At 71.3% G+C, this 22,918-nt stretch carries 22 protein-coding genes; 8 read left to right on the top strand and 14 right to left on the bottom strand.

Annotation, left to right across the window (positions count from 1 at the left end):
- Window positions 1-56: 56 nt before the first annotated feature.
- The gene (locus KXC43_RS28425) at window positions 57-2,096 is read right to left on the bottom strand and encodes an amidohydrolase family protein (protein WP_221379219.1); all 2,040 of its coding nucleotides are present in this window, start codon (window positions 2,094-2,096) and stop codon (window positions 57-59) included.
- Between the two features lie 166 nt (window positions 2,097-2,262).
- Here KXC43_RS28425 and KXC43_RS28420 point away from each other — a divergent pair, with 166 nt between their 5' ends.
- Window positions 2,263-2,943, top strand: a complete 681-nt coding sequence (locus KXC43_RS28420; protein ID WP_221379218.1) for an SDR family oxidoreductase — start codon at window positions 2,263-2,265, stop codon at window positions 2,941-2,943.
- Here KXC43_RS28420 and KXC43_RS28415 read toward each other — a convergent pair.
- Both KXC43_RS28415 and KXC43_RS28410 read right to left on the bottom strand, forming a co-directional pair.
- A complete protein-coding gene (locus KXC43_RS28415; protein ID WP_221379217.1) occupies window positions 2,934-3,236 on the bottom strand; it encodes a putative quinol monooxygenase in 303 nt (100 codons plus the stop codon). The two genes, KXC43_RS28420 and KXC43_RS28415, sit on opposite strands and share 10 nt — an antisense overlap.
- An 18-nt stretch (window positions 3,237-3,254) precedes the next feature.
- Complete coding sequence (locus KXC43_RS28410) at window positions 3,255-5,282, bottom strand: trypsin-like serine protease (protein WP_221379216.1); 2,028 nt, start codon at window positions 5,280-5,282, stop codon at window positions 3,255-3,257.
- A gap of 287 nt (window positions 5,283-5,569) precedes the next feature.
- On the opposite strand from KXC43_RS28410, the gene KXC43_RS28405 reads away from it, so the two are divergent.
- Entirely contained in the window at window positions 5,570-6,913 is a 1,344-nt protein-coding gene (locus tag KXC43_RS28405) for a ricin-type beta-trefoil lectin domain protein (protein ID WP_255644936.1), read from the top strand.
- Between the two features lie 4 nt (window positions 6,914-6,917).
- Here the strand turns inward: KXC43_RS28405 and KXC43_RS28400 are convergent, their stop codons facing one another.
- On the bottom strand, window positions 6,918-7,679 hold the full coding sequence (locus KXC43_RS28400; RefSeq protein WP_221379214.1) for a hypothetical protein: 762 nt from the start codon (window positions 7,677-7,679) through the stop codon (window positions 6,918-6,920).
- 202 nt (window positions 7,680-7,881) lie between these two features.
- Window positions 7,882-8,838: a hypothetical protein gene (locus KXC43_RS28395; protein WP_221379213.1), complete on the bottom strand. Its 957-nt coding sequence runs from the start codon at window positions 8,836-8,838 to the stop codon at window positions 7,882-7,884.
- Window positions 8,839-8,973: 135 nt separating this feature from the next.
- Between KXC43_RS28395 and KXC43_RS28390 the strand changes: the two genes are divergently transcribed.
- On the top strand, window positions 8,974-9,582 hold the full coding sequence (locus KXC43_RS28390; RefSeq protein WP_221379296.1) for a class I SAM-dependent methyltransferase: 609 nt from the start codon (window positions 8,974-8,976) through the stop codon (window positions 9,580-9,582).
- Here KXC43_RS28390 and KXC43_RS28385 read toward each other — a convergent pair.
- The 4 genes from KXC43_RS28385 to aztA form a co-directional block, all read right to left on the bottom strand.
- Window positions 9,563-10,981, bottom strand: a complete 1,419-nt coding sequence (locus tag KXC43_RS28385) for an AfsR/SARP family transcriptional regulator (protein ID WP_221379212.1) — start codon at window positions 10,979-10,981, stop codon at window positions 9,563-9,565. The genes KXC43_RS28390 and KXC43_RS28385 overlap by 20 nt on opposite strands.
- 64 nt (window positions 10,982-11,045) lie before the next feature.
- A complete protein-coding gene (locus KXC43_RS28380) occupies window positions 11,046-11,774 on the bottom strand; it encodes an alpha/beta fold hydrolase (protein ID WP_221379211.1) in 729 nt (242 codons plus the stop codon).
- A gap of 206 nt (window positions 11,775-11,980) precedes the next feature.
- Window positions 11,981-13,045, bottom strand: a complete 1,065-nt coding sequence (locus KXC43_RS28375) for a hypothetical protein (protein WP_221379210.1) — start codon at window positions 13,043-13,045, stop codon at window positions 11,981-11,983.
- A gap of 49 nt (window positions 13,046-13,094) precedes the next feature.
- Window positions 13,095-13,742, bottom strand: a complete 648-nt coding sequence (gene aztA, locus KXC43_RS28370) for a zinc ABC transporter ATP-binding protein AztA (RefSeq protein WP_221379209.1) — start codon at window positions 13,740-13,742, stop codon at window positions 13,095-13,097.
- Between the two features lie 50 nt (window positions 13,743-13,792).
- On the opposite strand from aztA, the gene aztB reads away from it, so the two are divergent.
- The 5 genes from aztB (at window position 13,793) to KXC43_RS28345 (ending at window position 18,572) form a co-directional block, all read left to right on the top strand.
- Window positions 13,793-14,650: a zinc ABC transporter permease AztB gene (gene aztB / locus KXC43_RS28365; RefSeq protein ID WP_221379208.1), complete on the top strand. Its 858-nt coding sequence runs from the start codon at window positions 13,793-13,795 to the stop codon at window positions 14,648-14,650.
- Window positions 14,647-15,816 (top strand): PQQ-binding-like beta-propeller repeat protein, encoded by a 1,170-nt coding sequence (locus KXC43_RS28360; protein WP_221379207.1) that lies wholly within the window; start codon window positions 14,647-14,649, stop codon window positions 15,814-15,816. Before aztB ends, KXC43_RS28360 begins: the two co-directional genes overlap by 4 nt.
- Entirely contained in the window at window positions 15,813-16,721 is a 909-nt protein-coding gene (gene aztC, locus KXC43_RS28355) for a zinc ABC transporter substrate-binding protein AztC (RefSeq protein WP_221379206.1), read from the top strand. Before KXC43_RS28360 ends, aztC begins: the two co-directional genes overlap by 4 nt.
- A gap of 38 nt (window positions 16,722-16,759) precedes the next feature.
- Window positions 16,760-17,926, top strand: a complete 1,167-nt coding sequence (gene aztD / locus KXC43_RS28350; RefSeq protein ID WP_221379205.1) for a zinc metallochaperone AztD — start codon at window positions 16,760-16,762, stop codon at window positions 17,924-17,926.
- Between the two features lie 94 nt (window positions 17,927-18,020).
- Window positions 18,021-18,572, top strand: a complete 552-nt coding sequence (locus KXC43_RS28345; RefSeq protein WP_221379204.1) for an RICIN domain-containing protein — start codon at window positions 18,021-18,023, stop codon at window positions 18,570-18,572.
- Between the two features lie 70 nt (window positions 18,573-18,642).
- On the opposite strand, the gene KXC43_RS28340 is transcribed toward KXC43_RS28345, so the two are convergent.
- The 5 genes from KXC43_RS28340 to KXC43_RS28325 all read right to left on the bottom strand — a co-directional run bounded on the left by KXC43_RS28340 (window position 18,643) and on the right by KXC43_RS28325 (window position 22,815).
- A complete protein-coding gene (locus KXC43_RS28340) occupies window positions 18,643-19,899 on the bottom strand; it encodes an FAD-binding protein (RefSeq protein ID WP_255644935.1) in 1,257 nt (418 codons plus the stop codon).
- A 5-nt stretch (window positions 19,900-19,904) separates the two neighbouring features.
- Window positions 19,905-20,198: an oxidoreductase gene (locus KXC43_RS51350; RefSeq protein WP_255644934.1), complete on the bottom strand. Its 294-nt coding sequence runs from the start codon at window positions 20,196-20,198 to the stop codon at window positions 19,905-19,907.
- A gap of 96 nt (window positions 20,199-20,294) precedes the next feature.
- On the bottom strand, window positions 20,295-21,236 hold the full coding sequence (locus KXC43_RS28335) for an NADP-dependent oxidoreductase (RefSeq protein WP_221379203.1): 942 nt from the start codon (window positions 21,234-21,236) through the stop codon (window positions 20,295-20,297).
- Between the two features lie 220 nt (window positions 21,237-21,456).
- Entirely contained in the window at window positions 21,457-22,281 is an 825-nt protein-coding gene (locus KXC43_RS28330; protein WP_221379202.1) for a helix-turn-helix transcriptional regulator, read from the bottom strand.
- Window positions 22,282-22,308: 27 nt separating this feature from the next.
- Window positions 22,309-22,815 carry a MarR family winged helix-turn-helix transcriptional regulator gene (locus KXC43_RS28325; protein ID WP_308129290.1) on the bottom strand — a complete coding sequence of 169 codons (507 nt, stop codon included), beginning with the start codon at window positions 22,813-22,815 and terminating at the stop codon, window positions 22,309-22,311.
- Window positions 22,816-22,918 lie beyond the last annotated feature (103 nt).

Below are 22,918 nucleotides of genomic sequence, written 5' to 3'. Positions count from 1 at the left end.
GCCCGCCCCGGCGCTTGTGCGAACGCCGGGGCGGGCGGGTCTGCGATCGACGAGGGTCAGGCTCGCGCCTTCTCCCACATCACGGTGTACGCCTCCGCTCCGCTGAGCAGATGCCGGCGCAGCAGGGTCGCGTCCGGGCCGGCCTGGTTGATCAGGTCGGTGATCCAGTCCGCGTACAGGCCGTACTGGGCCACGCCGTCGGTGTTGAGGTCGAACGTGCGGGAGCCGTAGACCTGCTTGGCCACCCGCGTGCCGTTGGTCGCCGTGAACGGATAGGTGAGCGGGCGGGCGCCGGCGTCCAGGCGCGGCGCCGCCTGGGTGCCCAGCCCGTTCACGTCGGTGCCCACGCCGTACCCGCTGATCTTCGAGCCGTTGGCCAGGCCCTTGTTGGCCCGCCATTCGTCGAGGAAGGTGGGCGTGTCCTGGCCGTCGCCGGTGGCCGAGAACGCATAGCCGGCGACGAAGCCGCCGACTCCGAGCAGCCGGTTCACCATCGACGGGTCGGACCAGCTGTGCACCGAGGCGACGCCCGGGTACGAAGCCTGCTCGGCCATGTCCAGCACGGCCGAGGCGGCCTTCACGCTCATGTGGTCGAGGTGAATGATCATGCCGCGGTCCATCATGCGCTCGACGAGATAGCGGCCGAGCTCGGTCAGGCCCCGGACGTTGCAGATCTTGCCGCTCGGGTACACCGGCAGGATCGCGCCGGCCGGCAGGCCGACCCCGAATTGCAGCAGCCGGGCGAAGTCGTCGCTGACCAGCGGCTGCTCGTTGTCGGAGGGCCCGGTGCAGGAGGTCGCCTGCCACCAGTGGCCGGTCGAGATCAGGTTGCCGACGTTGACCGCGGCGCCGGTGACCCCCTCGTCGAAGCGGGTGCCGCCGAACGCGTTGTCGAACTTGTGCACGGGATAGATTCCGCTGACGCCCATGCCCGCCAGCTCGTCGAGGCCGGCGTCGATCTGGGCCCGGGTGCACTGCGGCACGTCGTCGACCTCGCGGCAGCCGAAGATCTCGGAGTTCTCGACGCCGATGGTGACGGCCAGTTTGCCCTGGGCGGCGATCTGGCGTACCTGGGCCGGGGTGGTGGCCAGGCGGAACCAGCCCTTGCCGGGGCCGCCGCTCCGAGCGTCCACATAGTCCTGCATCTGGCGCAGATACGTGGCCTGGGCCCGAATCTGGTCCATCTCGTCGCAGGACGTGTGTTCCAGGGTCAGCCCGCAGATCACCCGGTTCGCGACCAGCAGCACGTTGAGCACCCGCTGCCCGGACTGCCAGGCACGTTCCAGGCTGCGGAAGTACGAGGCCTCGTGCAGCATCGTGTCGTGTTGCGGCCAGTCGCCGAAGGTGGGCCAGCCGTCCTCGGCCGAGTTGATCGGATCGGTGCCGGCGATGATCGCCTCGAGGAGGGCGCCCCAGCCGAGAGTGGCGTGCGAAGGACAGCCCTCGAGAGCGACCGGCGCGCCACCGGGCGCGTACGCGTCCCCGCAGTGCAGCGATCCGCCGAACGCCTCGGCCGCGGTGATGTGCGCGTGGGCGTCGATCCAGCCGACCATTTTGCCGTTGGCGTCCACGCCGGGGGCAGCGGTTCCGCTGACGCCGGTGGCGATGTCCGGGACGGCCGCGCACCCGTTCGCCGGCGCGAGTGCCACGGTGGAGCCGGCGTTGCCCGCGCCGAGCCCGCCGAGGTAGACGCCCAGCTGCTGGCCGGTCGCCGTGGACACGAAACGGTAGCGGCCGTCGGCCACGCTGACCGTCCAGTCGGCGCGGTCGCCGTACGCGTCACCGGCCCACACCCAGCCCAGGACGCTCTGGTAGGGCGGCTTGCCGGTGGAGTCCCGCAGCAGATAGCGGCCGAGCTGGGTGGCCTCGAACCGGAACGGCTCGGCACTCGACGCCGCGCCGGTGAAGCCGTAGCCGACCGAGGCGCGCTGGACGTATCCGCGCGACGCCGACCCGTCGTACACCTGGAGCGTCACGCACGCGCCCTCCAGGTCGTGGGCCGGGGCCCAGGCCGGAGCAGCGACGGCGGGCGCGGGAAGCCCTCCGACGAGCCCGAGCACCAGTAAGCCCGCGGCCAGCTTGCGCAGTCTCGCCATAGGAACCCCCTCGCTTGATCACCGTCCCGGCGAGTGTAAGAAAGGTCACACCTCATTCATAGATGTAAATGTGAAATTTTCTCTCAGACGTACGCTCGGCAGCCGACTGTGACCCGCATCGCGCACCTTGCCTCTGACGTCAACGTCAGGTTCTAACGTGGGGCGCATGCAGATCTCCGGAGCAGTAGCCCTCGTCACCGGGGCCAATCGCGGCCTCGGCAAGCACTTCGCCCAGCAGCTTCTCGTGCGCGGCGCCAAGGTGTACGCCACCGCCCGCCGGCCCGAGCTCGTCGACATCCCGGGCGCCACGGTGCTGCCGCTCGACATCACCGACCCGCAGTCGGTCACCGCCGCCGCGGACGCCGCGCCGGACGTCACCCTGCTGGTCAACAACGCCGGCGTCGACACGGTGACCGGCCTGGTCACCGGCGACCTCGACCGGATCCGGCTCGAGCTCGACACCCACTTCTGGGGCACGCTCGGCATGATCCGGGCCTTCGCGCCCCAGCTGGCCGGCGGGGCCATCCTCAATGTGCTGTCGGCGATGTCGTGGTTCAACTACCCGGGCCGCACCGCGTACGGCGTGGCCAAGGCCGCCGAGTGGAACCTCACCAACGGCGTACGGCTCGAGCTCGCCGACCAGAAGACGCTGGTCACCGCCCTGCACCTGGGCGCGGCCGACACCGACCTGAGCAGCGACTACGACGGCCCCAAGGGCGACCCGGCCGTGCTCGTCCGGGCCGGGCTCGACGGCCTCGAGCGGGGCAGCGTCGAGGTGGTCGCCGACCAGTGGACCGCTCACGTGAAAGCGTCCCTGGCCGGCGACCCCGCCGATTTCTACCGCTGAACGGCCGGTCCCGGCTCGAGGAACTCGACGCGGGTGGCCGTGAGCAGTGGGTTCTTCAGCTCGTGGAACCGCCGGACGTGCTCGGCGTTCTCGTGCGCCTCGAAGGCGTCGCGGTCCCTGTACACCTCGTAGAAGACCCGGGCCAGCGGCTCCCCGTCGACCACCGAGGTCGCGTAGACCAGCGTGCCCGGCTCCCGTTCGGCGATCTGCCGCACGGCCGAACCCGTCAGCTCGTCGAACCGGGCGGCGGCCGCCTCGTCCCGGCAGTCGAAGCGAACGACCAATGCGAACACGATGCCGCCCTCCCGGTGCTACTGAACTACGGCATGGTCAGCGTAGGCGGTGCCGGTGGACGCGGCCTTGGAATACAGCAGCACCGAGAGCTCGGCGGTGCCGGCCGGCGCGGCGGCGGCCACCCGCAACCATTGCCAGGCGTTGGTGGCGCCCGTGAAGTCGGCGGCCGTGCTCGAGATCAGGGCCCCCGACGCGTTGTAGAAACGAAGGTAGATCGAGGGCGTCCCGGACGCGACGAGCACCCGGGAAAGGCCGGTGTAGCGGACGCCGGGGGCAGCCGGCAGCCGTACGCTCTCCAGACCGGTGGCCGTCGTGGTGCTGGTGTCCACCAGCTTGGCCGAGGTGGTACCGGTCCAGGCGCGCTCGGTCGATGCGGTGTTGCCGCCCGCGCCCCACTGCGTCCAGCCGGCCAGCCCGTTCTCGAAGCCGTGGCCGGGCACCGTGACATCGGCTGTCCGGGCCACGCCGATCTGGTCGAAGTAGGCGGTGCCGGTGCGGGCCTGGCTGAAGTACAGCAGCGCGGAGACCTTGGTGGTGCCCGCCGGGGCCGTCATTGTGGCCGTCAGCGGGGTCCAGCGGCCGGCGGTTCCGGCAAAGCTGGTGGCGGCGCTGGACAGCACGTCGCCGCCGGCGTTCCAGAAGCGCACGTACAGGTCAGGCTGGCCGGCAGCCACGTTGACGCGGGCCGAGACGGTGTAGCTGACCCCGGCAACGGCGGGCTGCCCCGCGCTCTCCAAGCCGTTCGCGACGGTCGTACTGGCGTCCACGATCCGGCCCGACGCGACGCCCTCGTACGCGCGATCGGTCGAGACAGTGTTGCCGCCGGTGCCGAACTGGGTCCAGCCGGACAGGCCGCTCTCGAACCCGGCGTTGGTCAGCGGAATCCCGGGCGCCCGGGACAGTGCCACCTCATCGAAGTACGACGTGCCGGTCTTGGCCTGCGCCGAGTAGAGCAGCACGCTGACCTGCTCCGTACCGGCCGGCGCGGTCCCGGTGACCTGCAGCCGCTGCCACTGGCCGGCGGTGCCGGAATACGGCGTGTAGACGGCTGCGAGCTGGGTGCCGCTCGCGTCGAGGAAGCGGATGTAGAGGTCGGGGCTGCCGTTGGTGACGCCGGCATGGGCCGTGGCGGTGTAGCGGATGCCGGGCGCGGCCGGCATCCGGGTGCTTTCCACGCCGTCCGCGGCGGTCGTGCTGCTGTCCACGATCTTCACCGAGGTCGTCCCGGCGTAGGCGCGCTCGGTCGAGGCGGTGTTGCCGCCCGCGCCGAACTGGGACCAGCCGGACAGCCCGCTCTCGAAGCCGGTGTTGGGCGGGCTGACCACACCCGGGTACGGGTCGGCGGTGTTGCGTGCGATCCAGTCGGCCAGGGTGTCCACCCGCGTGCCGGTGCCGCCCCGGCGGGTCTCGGTCTCGCCGAGGCAACCGCCCTGCCAGGACGCGGCGTTGAGAGCGACCAGCTGGGCCGGGACGCCCGCGCGGAAAAGCGGCCCGCCCGCATCGCCCTTGCACGTCGCCGCGGTGGACCCGGTCGCGGGGGCGATGCCGATCGCGGCCGCGTCGACCGTGTCCACCGCGAAGTCGGCGGTGCTCAGCCGCTCCGGCACCCAGGTGGTGGCTGTGCGGCCGTATCCGGCGCTGCGCAACGTCTCGCCCGTCGCGGGCGGCGCGGTCGCGATCGCGACCGGAGCGATGTCGGTCACTGCCGCGTCCAGGCGGGCGAGCACGATGGCGCCGGCCGGGTGACGGACCAGGCCGGTGACCGCACGCACCCGGCCGGCGGAGCCGTCGGCGAGAGCGCTGCGCCCGATCGTGACCGTGGTGGGCTGATCCGGCCGGTCGGCGTCGCCGGGCCCGAAGCAGCCGGCCGCGGTGACCACCCAGGACGGCGCGACAAGGGATCCGGTGCAGGCGTAGTCGCCGCCCACGGCCACCTGGGCCACGAACGGGTAAGCGCCGGCAACCGCTTCGATTCCACCGGCGACGCCGTACGCCGGTGTGGCGATCAGGCCGGTCGACACGACGGCCAGCAGGCCCGCCTTCATTCTCGTGCGAGTACGCACAACTCTCCCCCATGCATAGAGACCGATGACTGGCTCAGTCCCGAGAAGGGTAGATGATCATGAATGCCCCGGGACGCTGCCGACGGGTGAACCCTTCATGAACGGCCGTCGATGTACTTTCGGGCAACCGTGCCAGTAATAATTTTCTCTACTGGATCCTCAGATGTAAAAAATTCGCGCGGTTTCATTGACTGCCGTCAACGGGCGCGGCGATGCTGAGCTCACTCCCCACCCCGAGGAGTCCCCTTCCCCCGAGGAGTCTGCTCTCGATGGCACCTGCCCTGATCAGCCGTACGATCCGCGCCGCCACCGCCGTCCTCGTCGCCGCCGGGCTCACCACAGCCGGCGTGGCCGCGGCCCTGCCCGCCAACGCCGCGGTGACCTGTGGCGTGCTGTTCGACGATTTCGCCTACAGCTCCGCCTCCGACCCGGCACTCGGCCAGCGCGGCTGGCACCTGCGCGCCAACGCGGGCGGCCCCGGTGTTCCCGGCGCCACCTGGTCGGCCGGCAACGTCTCGTTCCCTGTCGTCGACGGCCAGACGGTGGCCCGCCTCCAGGCCACCACGAACGGCACGGCCGGCGGCACGACGCACGCCGAGATGTCGCTGCCGGACCGGCGATTCTTCGAGGGCACCTACTTCGCCCGGATCAAGTTCGCCGACACGCCCGCCTCCGGTACCGACGGCGACATCGTCAACCAGACCTTCTACACGATCTCACCGCTGCGCTACGCGTTCGACCCGATCTACAGCGAGCTCGACTTCAGTGAGTACCTGCCCAACGGCGGCTGGGGCGAGAGCGGGCCGACCAACTTCCAGACCACCTGGTACACGTACCAGGCCGACCCGTGGGTGCAGGACCGCCAGTACAGCAAGCAGAACCGCAGCATCGCCGGCTGGCGCGACGTCATGGCGACCGTCGCCAACGGTGAGGTCCGCTACTACATCGACGGCCAGCTCGTCGGCACCCACGGCGGCAAGTTCTACCCCCGGCAGAACATGTCGATCGACTTCAACCAGTGGTTCATCGATCTGACCGGGCACACCGGCAGCGGCACCAGCGTCTGGCACGAGAACATCGACTACGTCTTCCACGCCAAGAAGCAGGTGCTCACGCCGGCCGAGGCGACCGCCCGGGTCGGCGCTCTCCGGTCGGCCGGCACGCGGCACACCGACAACGTGACCGCGGACAACACCTGCACGCCGGGCTCGACGGAGAACCCGCCGGCCACCACGAGCCGGATCGTCAGCAACTGGAACAACAAGTGCGTCGACGTGCCGAACGGGAACTTCGCCGACCGCCAGCGCGTCCAGGTGTGGGACTGCACCGACGGAACCAGTCAGAAGTGGGAATTCGTCAACGGCACCGTGCGCACCGGGAACAACAAGTGCCTGGACGTCGCCGACGCCGCCACCCACGACGGCGCCGCCGTCCAGATCTACACCTGCAACGGCACCGCCGCGCAGCAGTTCGTGCTGAGCGCCGCCGGCGATCTGGTCAACCCGCAGGCGAACAAGTGCGTGGACATCGCCGAGTGGCGGCCGGACAACGGCGCGCTCCTGCACCTGTGGACCTGCGTCGGCGGCGCCAACCAGAAGTGGCGCCGCGGCTGACCGGTCAGCAACCGAGCCGCCGGGTCGACAGGGCGAGATCGTCGATCCAGAGGTCGAACGCTTCCGGCGTGGACCCGTCCTGGTAGAGCTGCCAGCCGACCTTGACGGTGTCCACGACCGGGAGCACGAACGGGACGTCGTTGCCGCCGTGCTCCGTGGTCGACGCGGTCAGCTCGGGCCGGGCCACCCCGTCGATCCACACGGCCACCCGGTTGCCCGCCGCGTCGAGCGTCCACTCGAAACACTGCCAGGTGTCCTCGGTGACCGGAGCCGACTCGCGCCAGGTGGTCCAGTCGCCGGTGGGTCCGCCGTCGGCGCCCACACCCCAGAAGACACCTGGCACCGTGGGCGCGTACTGACCGCCGATCGGACGGACGACCTCCGAGCTGCCGCTGCCGGTGGCTTCGACGAGGGTGAAATGCGCCCAGTCGGGAGCGGTCGGGAACGCGTCCACGCGCAGCCGCATCCGGCCGAAGAAGCGGTTGCCGGGCGCGGCGAAGTCGTCGACACGCAGGAAGGCGCGCCCGTTGCCGACCGTGTGGACGTGCAGCACCTTGTTACCGCGGTGGCTCCGCTCCACGGTGAGCGTGCCCCCACTCGTGTCGATCCCCCACTTCAGGCTGGCAGCGCCGCCAGTCGGCAACTGCTGGAAGTCCTCGCAGAAGAGCATCGGTTGACGGCAGGCGCCGGGCCGGGCAGAGACGGCGCTCGCAGGGACCGCGCCCAGCATCAGGGTTGCGGTCAGAACGGCGAGAAGGTGACGCATCGCCCTGGACCATTTCGGCGCGGTGAAGCGGTGGGGAGTCATGGCTTCTCCAGGGGCCTTCGGGGACGGGGATCCCCGAAGGCTAGGAGGGCCGGAGATCCGTAGCAATGACGTTCGTCGATGCCCAGCTCACCCTATGGGAGCGCTCCCAAGAGGTGGGACGGCCGAGGGATGAGATGGATCGGGTTCGATTCGCGCCGGCTCAGGGCGCTGCGGCGGCGACGAATTCCTGATAGGCGGCCACGCCGTCCGGGTCGAGGTAGCTTCCGGGCGGACCGGACGTGGCGCCCAGATACCAGTTGTCCAGCTGCCAGTAGTTGACGATCCGGAAGTTGCGGGCGGTCAGCCACGTCTTGGAGGCCCGGATCGCCGGCCCTCGCGAGGCCCGCACACCCTGGTCGTCGTCGATCCCCCACTCGGCCAGGGCCAGGGGCCGCCCCTGCCCGCTGAAAGCGTTGTACCACCGGGTCATCCGGGGGTCGCTGCCCACGCTGACCGGGTTGTCCGGCTCGCTGCCGCGGGTGCTGGCCTGCCAGTAGAGGTCGAAGCCGTACGCGTCGGCAAACTGCGGCGGGACGATCCAGTCCTGGATCTCGCGGTCGCCCCCCGTGCCGTTGTTGGTGACGCCGGGCGAGCCCGGCCGCCACTGGTAGGACATGTGGACCGGCACCACGTCGATCGCGGAGTTCACCGCCTTGGCCACCTGATAGGCGTGCGTGAAGGCGCTGACGAACTGGGTGCCCGTCATGTCGTCCTCGGGCTCGTGGAAGTAGGTGAGCAGGCTGCCCGCGGGCATCGCGGTCGCGATGTTCTGGATCTCGGTGTCGCAGCCTCCGACGGCCACGACCGTCGGGGTGCACGAGGTCTTGAACGAATACCAGAGCGTGGCGCCGAAGGTGGTGTGGCAGGTGATCGCGTCCGCCGGCGGAACCTGGCCGGCCGAGGCGAACACCCGGCGCACACCCAGGTCGCCCAGGTGGGTTCGCTCGTCGAGGAAGCCGGCACACGTGTTCCCGCTGCCGACCGTGTCGTTCACGGAGGTGGTGGCGCCGACGGCCAGGGCCGGCAGGGCCGCCCGGACGGCCGGTACGGGCCCGGCTGCCGTCACGAGAATGACGACCAGCGCGGTGGCGCCCCATCGATTCAGGACTCGTATCATGCCGCCAAGGTAGGCTCACTCATTGATCGACCTGAATTGGTGAACCCGTGAGGTCGTGGGCTCACGCGCATTCGGGCAAGCGGACCGTAGGGTGTCGAGGTGAGCTGGGAGCCTGTGCGTGACGCCTATTCGACCATGTCCGAGCAGTACATCGCCCTGTTCGACGGCGACTGGCAGGCCCACGAGGACGACACGGCGCTGATCCGGGGCCATCTGGCCGGGCTGGACGGTCCGGTGCTCGACCTCGGCTGCGGCCCCGGCCACTGGACCGCCTACCTGCACGGGCTGGGCGCCGACGTGACCGGTGTCGACCTGGTTCCCGAGTTCCTCGACCACGCCCGGGCCAACTTCCCCGGTCCGCAGTTCCGGCTCGGCGCGATGACCGAGCTGGACGTCCCCGACCACTCGGTGGCCGGCGTCCTCTCGTGGTACTCGACCATCCACCTGCCGCCGGCGGACCTGGACCGGACGCTCGCCCGGTTCCGCCGGATGCTGGCTCCGTCGGGACGGCTGGTGATCGGCTTCTTCGACAGCGACGACGGGGTGGCCGCCTTCGACCACAAGGTCGTCACGGCGTACCGCTGGCCGGTGGCCGAGTTCTCCGCCCGCCTGGCCCAGGCGGGTTTCACCGAACTCGAGCGCCGGCAACAGCAGTTCCCGGAGCGCCCGGACCGCCGATACGCGGCCATCGCCGCCCGGGCAACGGAGGCTGATCGGCCTGTCCTCAACGGGACGCCGCGGTGACCGTCGTCGCCATGGTCAGTGGCAGCCGGCCGCACCGCTCGATGATCTCGTCCACCGGTCCGGTGACCGGGAGCCCGGACGTCCGGAGCGCCATCAGCTCTCTCGCGGCGCCGAGGTCGGGCACGTCGACGGCCATGAGGTGCGCGCCGTTGCGGACAGCCAGGTCCAGCTGCCGCTGCCGGCCGGTGACGAGCACCAGGCTGGTGGGAGAGCTCGGCACCAGCGACCGGATCCGCGCGGTGTCGCCGGCATTGTCGAGGACGACGAGCACTCGCTTGGCGACCGTGAGGCTGCGATAAGCCCCCACCCGCGCGGCCTGCGTGCCGGGGATGTCGGGCCGGCGCAACCCCAGCCCGTACAGCAGTGAACGCACCGGGTCCGGGTCGTCGCGCAGGTCGAGGTAGAGCTGTCCGTCGGTGAATTCATCGGCGACGAGGTGGGCGAACCGCAGGGCCAGGACCGACTTGCCCACCCCGCCGGGCCCGCTCATCGCGATGATCAGTGGGCCGGCGCGTCCCGGCTCGCGCAGCCCCGCGGCCAACCGGCTCAGCGTCGCCAGCTCGCCCGTGCGGCCGGCGAACAACGGCAGGTCCGGCGGCAGCTGCGCCGGATGGACGGCCGGGGACGGCGTTGCCGTCGGGCCGCTGCGAGCCAGCACCCCGAAGTAGGCGTTCTGCAGGTCCGGCCCCGGATCGATGCCCAGCTCGCCGGCAAGTCGCTCCCGGATCGCTCGGTACACGGCCAGCGCCTCGGCCGGACGGCCGGCGGCCGCGAGCATCGTCACCAGCGTCCCGTGGACGAGCTCGTTGAGCGGGTCGGTCTCGGCCGTGCGCCGGACCGCGTCCAGAAGGCGCGCCGGCTGCCGGAGCCGGATCGCGAGCTGAGCGGCGGTAACAACGGCGTCGACGAACTCGTTGTGCAGCCTCAGGAAGACGGTGCGGGCGGCCGTGGTGTCGGCCAGACCGGCACCGGCGACGCCGCTGCCGAGGCGCAGCGCCTCGGCGTACCGGTCGAGCGCCTCGTCGTGCTCGCCGTCGTGGCTGTGCGCCTGCGCCTCGCCGACGAGCTGCCGGAACCGGAGGAGGTCGAGGGTGTCGGGGCCGGCGACGAAACGGTACCCGTTGCCGTGCCGGGTCAGATAGGCGCCGCGGGCCCGGGGCGGCAGGCCCGGCTCGAGGAGCCGGCGCAGCTGCCCGACGTACTTGTGAATGATGTTGAGCGCGCTCGGCGGCGCGTCGAGGTCCCACAGCATCTCGGTGAGCGCCTGGACGCCGATCGGATGCCCCGCATTGGCCAGCAGCAGCGCCAGTAGGCACTGCTGCTGGTTGGGCCCCGCGTCGACCTCGGCGTCGCCGTGCCAGACACGCAGCGGGCCCAGTACCTGGAGGCGGGTTGTCATGGCCCGACCGTAGGCACGAGCGGCCCGGCCAGACTGCGTCAAATGACGTAACCTGGCCGGGCCGTCAGTCGCCCACGTGTTCGGCTGCGGCCAGAATCGCCTCCACGGTCACGTCCGGGTGCGACACCATCGAGACGTGCGAGCCCGCCACCTCGAAGGTCTTCGACCCGGCCCGCTCGGCCATCGAGCGCTGCGTGCCGGCCGGGATCACCAGGTCGTCGGAGCCGATGACGGCCCAGCTGGGCAGCGTGCGCCAGGCCGCCGTGGCCGAGGGCGTGGCGTTGGCGCTCAGGGTGATCGGGCGCTGGCCCGAGACGATCAGCCACCCGTCCGCCTCGGAGAGGTCCTGGGCGAAGAGCCGGAAGACGGTGTCCGGCTTGAGAAACGCCTCGGCGTCGCCCTCCGGGGCGCCCGGGTAGCCGGCGATGTCGAGGACCGTCGTCGGGTCCGGGACGTCCAGGGCCGAGCCGGATCCACCCAGGAGCTGGAAGATGCTCTCGCCCTCGGCGGGGATGAAAGCGTTGACGTAGACGAGCGCCCGCACGTCGCTCAGGCCGCCCGCGGCATTGCTGATGACCACGCCGCCGTACGAGTGACCGACCAGCACGACCGGTCCGGACGTGCGCTGCGAGACGAACGACGACAGGTACTCGGCGTCGGAGGCCACACCCCGCAACGGGTTGGGCGGCGCCAGCACGGTGAATCCCTGGCCGCGCAGCTGTGACGCCACCGCGTTCCAGCTCGAGGCGTCGGCCCACGCTCCGTGTACGAGGACGATGGAAGGCTTGCCCACTGTGTGTCTCCTTGTCGACGACCGGTTGAGGTCACGACAGAGGTTGACCGGACCGACTGGAGAACCAGTGAACAGTCAGTGCACGGCCGCCCGGACGACGAGGCCGGACTGCGGCACGAGGACGACGCGCTCGTCCGTGTCGGCGGTCCACGCCTGAGCGATCCCGGCGAGCGACACGGCTCGGGCTCGCAACTCCGGCCCGATCCTCAGACGGAGCGCAGGTCGAGAACGTGACGCAGGAAGGACTGGGCGTTGCCGGTCGACCACGCCAGCACGCCGTTGCGATACCGGACGTCGCCGGCCTCCCGGCTGATCTGCACGGTGCGGTTGGTCGCGATGTCGTAGACCAGGAGCTCGTCGCGCCCCGACAGTTCCGATGCCGGAGTGACCTGAGCGAAGACCTCGAACCGGCCGAGCACCGCGACGTCGGTGATGACCGTGCGGGCCGTCTTCCGGGCGACCAGCCGGCGCTGCGTGCCGTCAGCCCGGACGACCTCGATCCTCGGGTAGCCGTCGTCGTCCAGCGAGACGGCCCGGCACCAGAGGGGGGTGCACGCGGTCTCACTGAGGCGGGTCCGCGGCAGGGGCCGCTCCTCGCCGGTGACAAGATTGCGCAGCCGGCCGGCGCCGGCGATGTCGGTCAGGCCGTCGACCATCCAGGGCCACGCCGTCAGGGCCCAGTTTCCCGGCACGGCGCGTTTCCCGACCGGGCCCCCGGTCAACGCCACCGACCGGATCTCGGTGCCGCCGCCGGGCGCCGCGGCCACCCAGTTGACGCGGCCCGGCGCGATGACCAGGTCGTACTGGGTCTGATAGAAGCGCGCGTCGCCGATGTCGGCGGTCAGCCGCCGCGCCGGCCGCCCGGTGCGCAGATCAGCGGTCCACAGCTGCTGCCCGGCGTCGGTGCTCTCGACCCACACCAGGTCGTCGCCGGCGACCGTCAGGCTGAGGAAGGACGGATTCCGGCTCACCGGTAGCCGCCGCAGCTCGCGGAGGGAGTCGCCGGGACCCCGGATCACCAGTCGCCGGTGCCGGCGGTCACGGGTCGGTGCCGACCCGACCGACGTCCGGATGTCGAGGAACAGGCCCGGGTCGAACGCCGTCCCGTCCGGCAGATCGGCCGGCAGTGTTCCCTTCTGCGCGTCCGGCCAGGCCTGCCCGGCAGTGGGCGGCGGCGGCGGTGGCGGTGCGGGCGACGGAGCCCAGATCAGCGCCCCGGACGCCGCCAGGGCCACGCCGAGCCCGGCGATCCGGCCCCTGTGCGCCTTCACGTCGGGACCATCCCATCGCCGTCGGGCCTTTACTACTGGTGCAGCCCGGTCAGGCTAGCCGAGCGGCGTCCTCGGCGGGACGGCCGAGGGCGAGGATGCGATCGGCCCGGGCCGCGTCCTCGTCGTCGTGACTGGCGATGACCACGGCGGCGCCCGCGGCGACCCGGGCGGTGAGCAGGTCGTGGACCCGGCGGCGGCTGCCGGCGTCGAGGGTGGCCGTGGGCTCGTCGAGGATGTAGACGTCGGCCTCCTGCACGAACGTCTGGGCGAGGAGTGTGCGCTGGCGCTGGCCGCCGGAGAGCTCGCGCAGGCGCCGCCGGGCGAGTTGGGCGATCCCGAGGCGTTCCATCATGTCGTCGACGGCCGCGCGGTCGGCCCGGGTGAGCCGCCCCAGCAGCCCCCGGGAGCTGAACCGTCCGATGCGGACACATTCGGCGACGGTGAGCGGTAGCGCGTCGATGTCGCCGGTGCGCTGAGGAAGCAGGGCCACGCGGGTGCCCGGGTCGCGGCGGACCACACCGACGGCCGGCCGTTCGACCCCGGCCAGCAGGTGCAGCAGGGTGCTCTTGCCGGAGCCGTTGGGGCCGGTCACTGCGAGCGTCGACGCGGACTCGGCGCGCAGGTTCACGTCTCGCAGGACGGGTGTGCCGGCGTACCGGAAACCCAAGTTCTCGGCGGTCAGCCGAACCTCACTCATACACAGTCCCTTATTAGTAATGGTTTTCAGTTTCATTATATGGTTCGACCATGTCGTCGTTGGTCGAGCCGTTCACCGTCTCGTTCGTCCTGCGTGCGCTGCTCGGCGGCGTGCTGCTGGCCGCGATCTGCGCCCTGGTCGGGGTCTGGGTGATCGCTCGCGGAATGACCTTCCTGGGCGAGGCCATGAGCCACGGCATGCTGCCGGGCGTCGCGATCGCCTCGATGCTGGGCGGCAACCTGGTCGTCGGCGCCGCGCTGAGCGCGCTGGCCATGGCCGGCGGTGTCAACGCTCTGCGCGACAGCCGCGACTTCGGTCGCGACACGAGCATCGGGCTGCTGTTCATCGGCATGCTCTCGGTGGGCGTCATCGCCGTCTCGCATTCACGCTCGTTCGCCACCGACCTGACCGCCTTCCTCTTCGGCGACGTGCTGGCCATCGATCGGAACGACCTCTGGCTGCTGGCCGGAGCCGGGGTCGCCGTGGCGGCGGTGTCGGCGGTGTTCCACCGCCCCTTCCTGGCGCTGACCTTCGACCCGCGCAAGGCCCGCACCCTTGGCCTGCGCCCGGGGCCCGCCAACGCCGCCATGACGATCCTGCTCACGGTCACGATGGCGGTCGCGTTCAGCGTGGTCGGCACGCTGCCGGCCTTCGGGATGCTCATCGCGCCGTCGGCCGCGGCGATGCTGATGGCCCGGCGGCTGCCGGCAGTGATGCTGGCCGGCTTCGCGATCGGCTCCACGGCCACCGTGACGGGACTGTGGATCTCCTGGTTCGCCGGGACGGCCGCCGGCGCCACGATCGCCGCCGTCGCCGTCTTGATCTTCTTCGCGATTCTCGGCGCCCGCCGCCTCGCGAACGGCCGGCTCGTCTCCGCCCGCACCCCCTCACCGGAAGGAACTTCGTGATCAGGAAACTCACCGGTGTCGCCGCGCTGAGCGTGGTGCTGGCCGGATCGGCCTGCGCCTCGGCCGGGGAGACCACCGAGCGACCGCACGGCTACGTCGCCGGCGCCGAGGAGCTGCCCGAAGCGCAGTCGACCCTCGCCTACGCGGCGCGCGGCTCACGGCAGCTGAATCTGCTCGACCTCGCCACCGAGCAGGACCGGCGGATCGACCTGTCGACAAGCGCCCACCACCTCACCGAGGACGGCCGGTTCCTCTATGTCGGCGACGGCGACCGGACGCTCGAAATCGTCGACGCCGGCGTCTGGACCGTCGACCACACCGACCACGTCCACTACTACCGCGCCCCGGCCCGGACGCTGGGCGCCGTGACACTCGGCGCTCCGGTCGCGACGGTTGCCGCCGCCGGGGCCCACACCGCGATCGGCACCACCGATGGACGCATCCGGGTTCTCGACCGCCGGAAGCTGCAGGAGGGCAGCATCGCCGAGACCACGACGATCGACTCCCGCAGTTCGACCGCCCTCGCCGTTCCGCATGCCGGACACCTGCTGGTCGCCGTGGGCGACGATCCGGGCCGGCCGGCTAATCGCATCGTGGCGATGGGCGCCGACGGCCGGGAAAGTGGCGCGCTGCAAACGCCCTGTCCGGCGCCACGCGGGTGGGCGGCGCTACGCGGCGGCACGGTCATCGCCTGCGAGAACTCGTTCGTACGCGTGAGAAGCGAGCGCGACCGGCTGACCGCCGAGGTGCTCGACTCTCCGGCCGGACCGATCGCGGAAGGGGACTTCGGTCACCGGCCCCGCAGCAACGAGACCGCCGTCGCGGGCCGCAACGGGATCTGGTCGGTGAACGCGGCCAAGGCCACCCTGCAGCACGTGCCTGCGGCCGGCCGCAACCTGAGGGCGGCCGCCTCCCCGGCCGACGGCAACACCGTGCTCACCCTCGACGCCGCCGGCACGCTGGCCAGTTTCGACCTCGGGACCGGCCGGCGGATCGCCGAGACTCCGCTGCGGGCCACAACCTTGACTCTCGACATCAGCCGGGCCTACCTGGCCGAGCCGGCGGCCCGGGTCATTCATGAGATCGACTATCACGACCAGCTTCGTACGGCTCGCACGCTTCGGGCGTCGCAGCGGCCGGACCTCACCGTGGAGGTGGGCCGGTGAGAAGACTCGTGACGGCCCTCGGAGCCGCGGCCGCCCTGCTGGTCGGCGGCGTCGCCTGCACGGCCGGGGACGAGGCCCGCATCGTCGTCACCACCAACATCCTCGGTGACGTGGTGCGTCAGATCACCGGCAGCCAGGCCACGGTCACCGTGCTGATGAAGCCGAACGCCGACCCCCACTCGTTCGCGATCTCGGCCCGCGAGGCGCACGCCATGCAGACCGCCGACCTGGTCGTCCACAACGGCCTCGGCCTCGAGGAAGGCGTGTCGCAGCACGTCGAAACGGCCGAGGCGGAGGGGGTGCCGACGGTCGAGGTGGGTCCACGGGTCGCGCCGATGGAGTACCGGGACGGCGACGCCGCGGGCGTGCCCGATCCGCACTTCTGGACCGACCCGGCCCGGGTGGGCACGGCCGTCGGGCTGCTCACCGACGAGATCGTGGCCCACGTCGGCGGTGTGGACGCCGCCGTCGTGCGAGCGCAGGCCGCGGCGTACGCGAGACAGGTGACCGAGCTGGACGCCGAGCTGACGGCGCGCTTCGCGCGGATCCCCGCCGAGCGCCGCGTGCTCGTCACCAACCATCACGTGTTCGGTTACCTCGCCGACCGGTACGACTTCGAGGTGGTCGGGACGATCCTGCCCAGCGGGACGACGCTGGCCTCGCCGAGCGCCTCCGACCTCTCGTCGCTGGCCGCCGCGATCCGGAAGCACCGCGTGCCCGCGATCTTCGCCGACACCGCCCAGCCCGCGCGGCTGGCCGAGGTCTTGGCGGCCGAGGCGGGCCTCTCCGTACGGGTGATCGGGCTGTACTCCGAATCGCTCAGCGAGGCCGGCGGTGAAGCGGCCGGCTACCTGACGATGATGCGCTTCAACGCCGACGCCATCGTCCGCGGTCTGTCCGGCTGAGCCTTTCTCCCATGAAACAACTAGGTAAGGAGAACAACGTGAACCGACGGTCCCTCCGCGGCTTCACCGTCCTGACTCTCGCCTCATTGGCCCTCGCGGCCTGCGGCAAGGAGACGGCGACCCAGCCCGCCGGCGCCGCTCCGGCTGTCAAGGAGCCACTGGCCATCACGTACGACGGCGGCATCTACGTTCTCGACGGCGAGTCCCTGAAGGTGGCGCACACCATCGCGCTGCCCGGCTTCAACCGGGTCAACCCGGCCGGCGACGACAGCACCGTCGTCGTCTCCACCGCCTCCGGCTTCCAGATGCTCGACGCCACCACCGGCCGGATGACCGGAGTCACCTATCCGGGCGACAAGCCCGGTCATGTCGTCCGGCACGGCGACCGCACCATCCTGTTCACCGACGGCACGGGCGAGGTCAACAGCTTCGACCCGAAGGACCTCGCCGCCGGCAAGCCGCAGGGCCGGCAGTACAAGACCGCCCAGCCGCACCACGGCGTAGCCGTCGAACTCGCCGACGGCACGATGATCGTCACCCTCGGCACCGAGGAGTCCCGATCGGGCGCGATCGCCGTCGACGCCGGCGGCAAGGAGGTCGCCCGCAACGAGCAGTGTCCCGGCGTGCACGGCGAGGCGGTGGCCAAGGGGGACGTCGTCGCGCTCGGCTGCGAGGACGGCGTACTGCTGTTCAAGAACGGCGCCTTCACCAAGGTGAAGAGCAACCGGGCCTACAGCCGCATCGGGAATCAGGCCGGCAGCGACGCCTCACCGATCCTGCTCGGCGACTACAAGATCGAACCGGACGCGGAACTCGAGGCGCCCGAGCAGTTCTCCCTCATCGACACGACCACCGACAAGATCACGGTGGTGCCGATGCCGAAGGACGTCAGCTACAGCTTCCGCTCGCTCAACCGCGGCCCCGCCGGCGAGGCGCTGATCCTCGGCACCGACGGCAAGCTGCACGTCGTCGACCCGGCCACGGCAAAGATCACCGATTCGTGGCCGGTGGTCGGCGCGTGGACGGAGCCGGTCGAGTGGCAGCAGCCGCGCCCGGCCCTCTTCGTTCGCGGCGACACCGCGTACGTCACCGAACCGGCCACCAGGAAGGTGCACCGGCTCGACCTCGCCACCGGCAAGGTCGTCGCCTCGGCCACCCTCGAGGCAGCTCCCAACGAGATCAGCGGAACGCTGACCGGCCGCTGAGGCCTTCCGGGTCTGTCGATCGAGGACGACGGTCACCTAGCCTCGGGATGGGCCGCGCGCGTACAGCGGCCCATCCAACGGGGAGGTACGTGTCATGAGGTTCTGGGATCTACGCAGGTACAGCGGAACAGGCGCGTCGGCCGGTCTGTTCGCGTTGCTTCTGGCCGCGTCGATCGTCCTGCTGAGCCCGTCGCCGGCGGCTGCCGCCGACACCGCGGGGCCCTACCACATCAAGTTCCGGCACTCCGGCAAGTGCATGGACAACTACCAGGGATCGTCCGCCGACTACAACATGATCCAGCAGTGGAGCTGCATCGGGGCGAACGGCAGCCAGAAATGGGTCTTCGTCTGGTGGGCCGGGGGTTCCGCCCACATCCGCAACCTGGACACCGGCAAGTGCCTGGCCAGCGCCGACCCCGGCGGTCCCAACGGCACCCGGGTCGTGCAGAGAACGTGCCAGCAGGTCTCGAGCCAGCTGTGGAGAGGCGAACTGGTCCGCGACGGCAACCCTGACTACTACCTGATGCATTCCTGGGGCTCGTCGCAGTGCATCGACATCCCGCACTCGTCCACGGCGAACGGCACCCCGCTGCAGCTGTGGGACTGCGTCGCGGGAAACCGGCAGCAGCATCTGACCTGGTACTGATCCGCCCGGCGGCCCGCCCGGGGCCGGTCCCGCAGGAGGCCGGCCCCGGTCCGGATCCGGGCGCTCGAACTCACGCCGGGCTTCCATGCGGGAGGCGGATGGCGTCGATGTCGCCGGCGAACAGGCCGGTCGGGTCGGCGCCGTGGCGGATGCGTTCCACCCGGATCCGGGTGTGGTCGTCGAGGGTGCGCTGGGGCTGGTCGAAGTGCTCGACGAAATTGGGGGCCGTGAATCCCGTCAGGAACGGCTCGACGGCCGACCGCACGGCCTTCAGATCCCGTACGGTGGCGTCCCCGGCCAGGCCGACCGCGTAGTAGAGCAGCGGCGCCGTGAAGCGGTCGAGCGCACCGCCGCCGGTCGGCGGGGCGGCGAAGGCGCCGCCGAGCTGGCGCGGTTCGAGGGCGAGCAGTCCGGACCCGGCGTTCAGGATGCGGGCCCAGCCGGGCTCGTCGATCTCGTGGAGGAGGGCGGAGTCCGATTGGAAGGGCACCGGCTGCGGCGGGTCGAGGTGGGTCAGGGGAAGTGCCTGCGGTGGGGCCGGCACCCACGTGTTTGCCACCGGCCGGGCAAGCGCTGTCAGCGGCGACAGCATGGTGTCCACGATGTGCTGAGCCGCGGGCACGTCCGCGGCGGACGGGGCGACGACAGCGCCGTCGAGGGCGAGCACACGCCGGCCGGCCAGGTAGGGCGGGAGGGACGGCAGCGGTGGCAGGGACAGCATGCGGAAGCTGGTGCTGATCTGCGGCGGGGCGGTCCGGGCCCACTCCTGCCAGACCGGCGCCAGCCGGGCCGCGTCGGCCGGGTCCCAGACCGCCATGCCGGTGACCACGCTGTGCATGGGCACCAGGTCGATCTCGGCCGCCACGACGACGCCGATCCCGCCGCCGCCACCGCGCAGCGCCCAGAGCAGATCCGGGCGGTTCGTGGCGCTCGTCTCGACGACCTCGCCGTCGGCCAGCACGACGGTCAGCGATCGCACCGAGTTCGCGGCGAGGCCGAAACGGCGGCCGTAGAAGCTGAGGCCGCCGCCGAGCAGTACCCGATGACGCCGACGGTGGAGGACGTCGCCCCACGTCCCGCCGGCGGGCACGCGGGCCGTCCGGGTGTCCGGGTCGATCCGGACCGGGCCGTCTATCAGCAGACGCAGCAGCGGGGAACCGGTCAGCGCCACCTCGAGGGCCGGGTAGTCGGCGTAGCGGTGGTGGTCACCGCCCGCGCGGAGGCGGGCCGGCAGGTCGGGATTGGCCAGTGCGGCGGTGCCGACCGTGATGACATCGGCCCGGTCCGCGTCGAGGTCGGCCACGCGCGTCTCGAGCGGAGCGCCCACGCGATTCAGGAGCAGCGCGCCGGGCCAGCTCCGGCGAAGTCGGCGCAGCAGTTCCTCGTCGCCGCCGTGGACCAGGTGAAGGTAGGCGAGGCCGACCGGTGCCAGGGTCGCGACCAGCGCCGGGTAGAGGTCGCGGGTGTCGTGTTCGTGTGGAGGCCCGGTGTCAGCAGGTAGCCCTGCCCGTCGGCCGAGGGCTGGGTGCCCTCCGTGATGATCAGAGCCGTCGACGCGCGCTGACGGTAGTACTCGCGGTTGAGATCGGTCGGGACGCCGTCCGCCCGCGATCGGTTACGGGTCATCGGCGCCATCGCCAGGCGGTGCGGGAGCTCGAGAGCACCGACCGCGGCGGGGTCCAGAGTGTCATGCGGTCCTCAATTCGTACGGGGGGAAGGGTCTCAGGCGGCCGGTGCGGTGATGACGACCTTGCCGTGCAGCTCGCCCGCGCCGGCCCGGGCGTGGACCGCCGGCAGGTCGGCCAGCGGGACGCGCCCGGCGACGTCGACGCGCAGCTCGCCCGCGTCGATCAGCGCCACCAGCTGCGACAGCTGGGCGGCGTCACTGCGCACGTACAGGTCGATGCCGCGTACGCCGCGCTGCTCGTCCGAGGGTGCGGGCATCCAGACCGTGGTGTTCACCACGACCCCGCCCGCCCGGACGAGGTTGACCAGGTCGGCCAGCCGGGCCGGCTCGATCGGCGCCAGGTTGAGCACCACGTCGACCGAGGTGGTCGCGGCCATGACATCGGTGTCGGTGTAGTCGACGACCTCGTCGGCCCCGGCCGCCTTGGCCCGGTCGACGCTGCGCGGGCCGGCCGCGGCGATCACGTACGCGCCGGCCCGCTTGGCCAGCTGCACGGCATAGCCGCCGACCGCCCCGCCCGCGCCGTTGACCAGCACGCGCTGCCCGGCGGTCAGCTTCGCGTGGTCGAACAGCGCCTGCCACGCGGTCAGTCCGACCACCGGCAGAGCGGCGGCATCGGTCAGCGCGATGCTCGTCGGCGCTGCCGCCAGCACCTCGGCCGGGGCCACGACGTACTCGGCGGCGGCGCCCGTACCCGCCATGGGCAGGAAGCCGATGACCCGGTCGCCGACCTGGAGCCCGGTCACGCCGTCGCCCAGCGCCTCGACCGTGCCGGAGACGTCGATGCCGGGAGTGTGCGGCAGCGTCACCGGGATCGGGCCCTGCATGAATCCGGCGCGGATGGTGCCGTCGACCCCGTTGAACGACGTCGCGGCCACCCGGATCAGAGCCTGCCCGGGGCCGGCGACGGGCTGCTCGACGTCCTCGTACCGCAGGACGCCCGGGTCGCCGTACTTGTGGAAACGCATTGCCTTCATGGGTGATCCCTCTTCCCGCTGATGTCATGTGCTTCGTTTTCGAAGCACATGGAGACCGTAACACGCTTCGATTTCGAAGCAATAGTTGTCGGTGTGACTCGGCCGACAGCCGAGCCGGCCGGCGTCGGTGTTCGACCCGTTCAGCGTGGCGCGAGGCGGGACCCGGTTGAAGGCCGCACTCATCCGGGGACAAGTTGTCCGGGTCGTGCCGCCGGCCGGGTCAGCCGCGGGCGGCGGTCAGGATCTGCAGCTTCTCGTGGCTCTCGGTTCCGGACGCCGCCGAGAAGACCAGCAGTTCCTGGCCCTGGTCGGGGTCCACCAGCCGCTGGCCGTACAACTCCAGCTCGCCCAGTTCGGGATGCCGGTAGCGCTTGAGGTCGAGGTGATGGTTGATGTCCACCTCGTGCCGCCCCCAGACCTCGGCGAACTCGGGGCTGACCGCCAGCAGCGCCGCGACGATCTCGCCGGCCCGGCCCTGAGGATCGGCCGTGTACGCCGCCCGCATATCCGAGGTGAAGACCCGCCCCCGCAGGTCGTGGTCCTCGGGGGGATAGATCTCGCGCTGCGCCGGGTCGGTGAACCACCGGTAGACCAGATAGCGCGAGAACCCGCTGAACCGGGTGTAGTCGCCGAACAGAGCCACCGCGGGGCGCGTCTGCAGCAGTGTCTCGCCGTACCGGGACATCACCAGCGCCGGCGTGTCCGCGAGGCGGTCGGCGATACGCCTCATGGCGGGGCTGACTTCCTCCTCGCCCCGCGCCCGCCGCGGCGCCGAATGCCCGCCGAGGGCGAACAGATGGTCCCGCTCGCTCAGGCTCAGTTGCAGCCCCCGGGCGAGCGCGCCCAGCATCTGCTCCGACGGCATCGGGCCGCGCTGCTGCTCGATCCGGCCGTAGTAGTCGGCCGACATGCCGGCCAGCGCCGCCACCTCTTCGCGCCGCAGCCCACCGGTGCGGCGTCGCGGTCCGCGCGGGAGCCCGACGTCCTCCGGCTGCAGCGCCTCACGTCGAGACCGCAGGAAATCCGCCAGCAGCGCCCGGTCCATGCCGTTCCACCCTTTCCGTACGACCGGTCAGCCGGCTCGCCCACGCCCGGCGCGAGGCTTGGCGGACCGGGGCGGGTTGGCGCGCATGTGGTCGCGGACCCGGCCCAGCACGGCGCTGAGGACGGGGAGGTCCCGGCCCTTCATCGGTTCGAACAGCAGCTGCCGTACGCGGTCGACGTGCCCCGGCAGCACGCGGGCCACCAGCTCCCGGCCGGCGTCGGTGACGCTCACGATGACGCTGCGCTCGTCGTCCGGCGACGGCGCACGGGTGATCAGGCCGCGCCTGTCGAGCAACCCGGCCTGATAGGTCAGCCCGCTGCGGCTGTAGACGACACCGTCGGCCAGATCGGTCATCCGCAGGCGGCCGTCGGGCGCGTCCACCAGCCGGGCCAGGATCTGGAACTGCACATAGCTGAGGTCACCGTCGGCCCGCAGGTGCTCGTCGACCGCGTACTGAAGAAGGCTGCTGACCTCCATCAGGGCGAAGTACGCGCCGAGCTGCTCGGCGTTCAGGCCAGGGGTCGGATCACTCACCGGGCCATTCTACTTGCTTCGAACTCAAAGCGTGCACCGCCGCCACCGGCCGACCGGTCCGATCTTGCCGGCCGGCCGGCTGAACCTGGCGGCGGCCGCGGGG

The sequence above is a fragment of the Paractinoplanes polyasparticus genome (assembly GCF_019710575.1).
Classification (GTDB): domain Bacteria; phylum Actinomycetota; class Actinomycetes; order Mycobacteriales; family Micromonosporaceae; genus Actinoplanes; species Actinoplanes polyasparticus.
The sequence above is the reverse complement of the archived record's forward strand: the minus strand, read 5'-3'. Positions and strand labels throughout refer to the sequence as shown.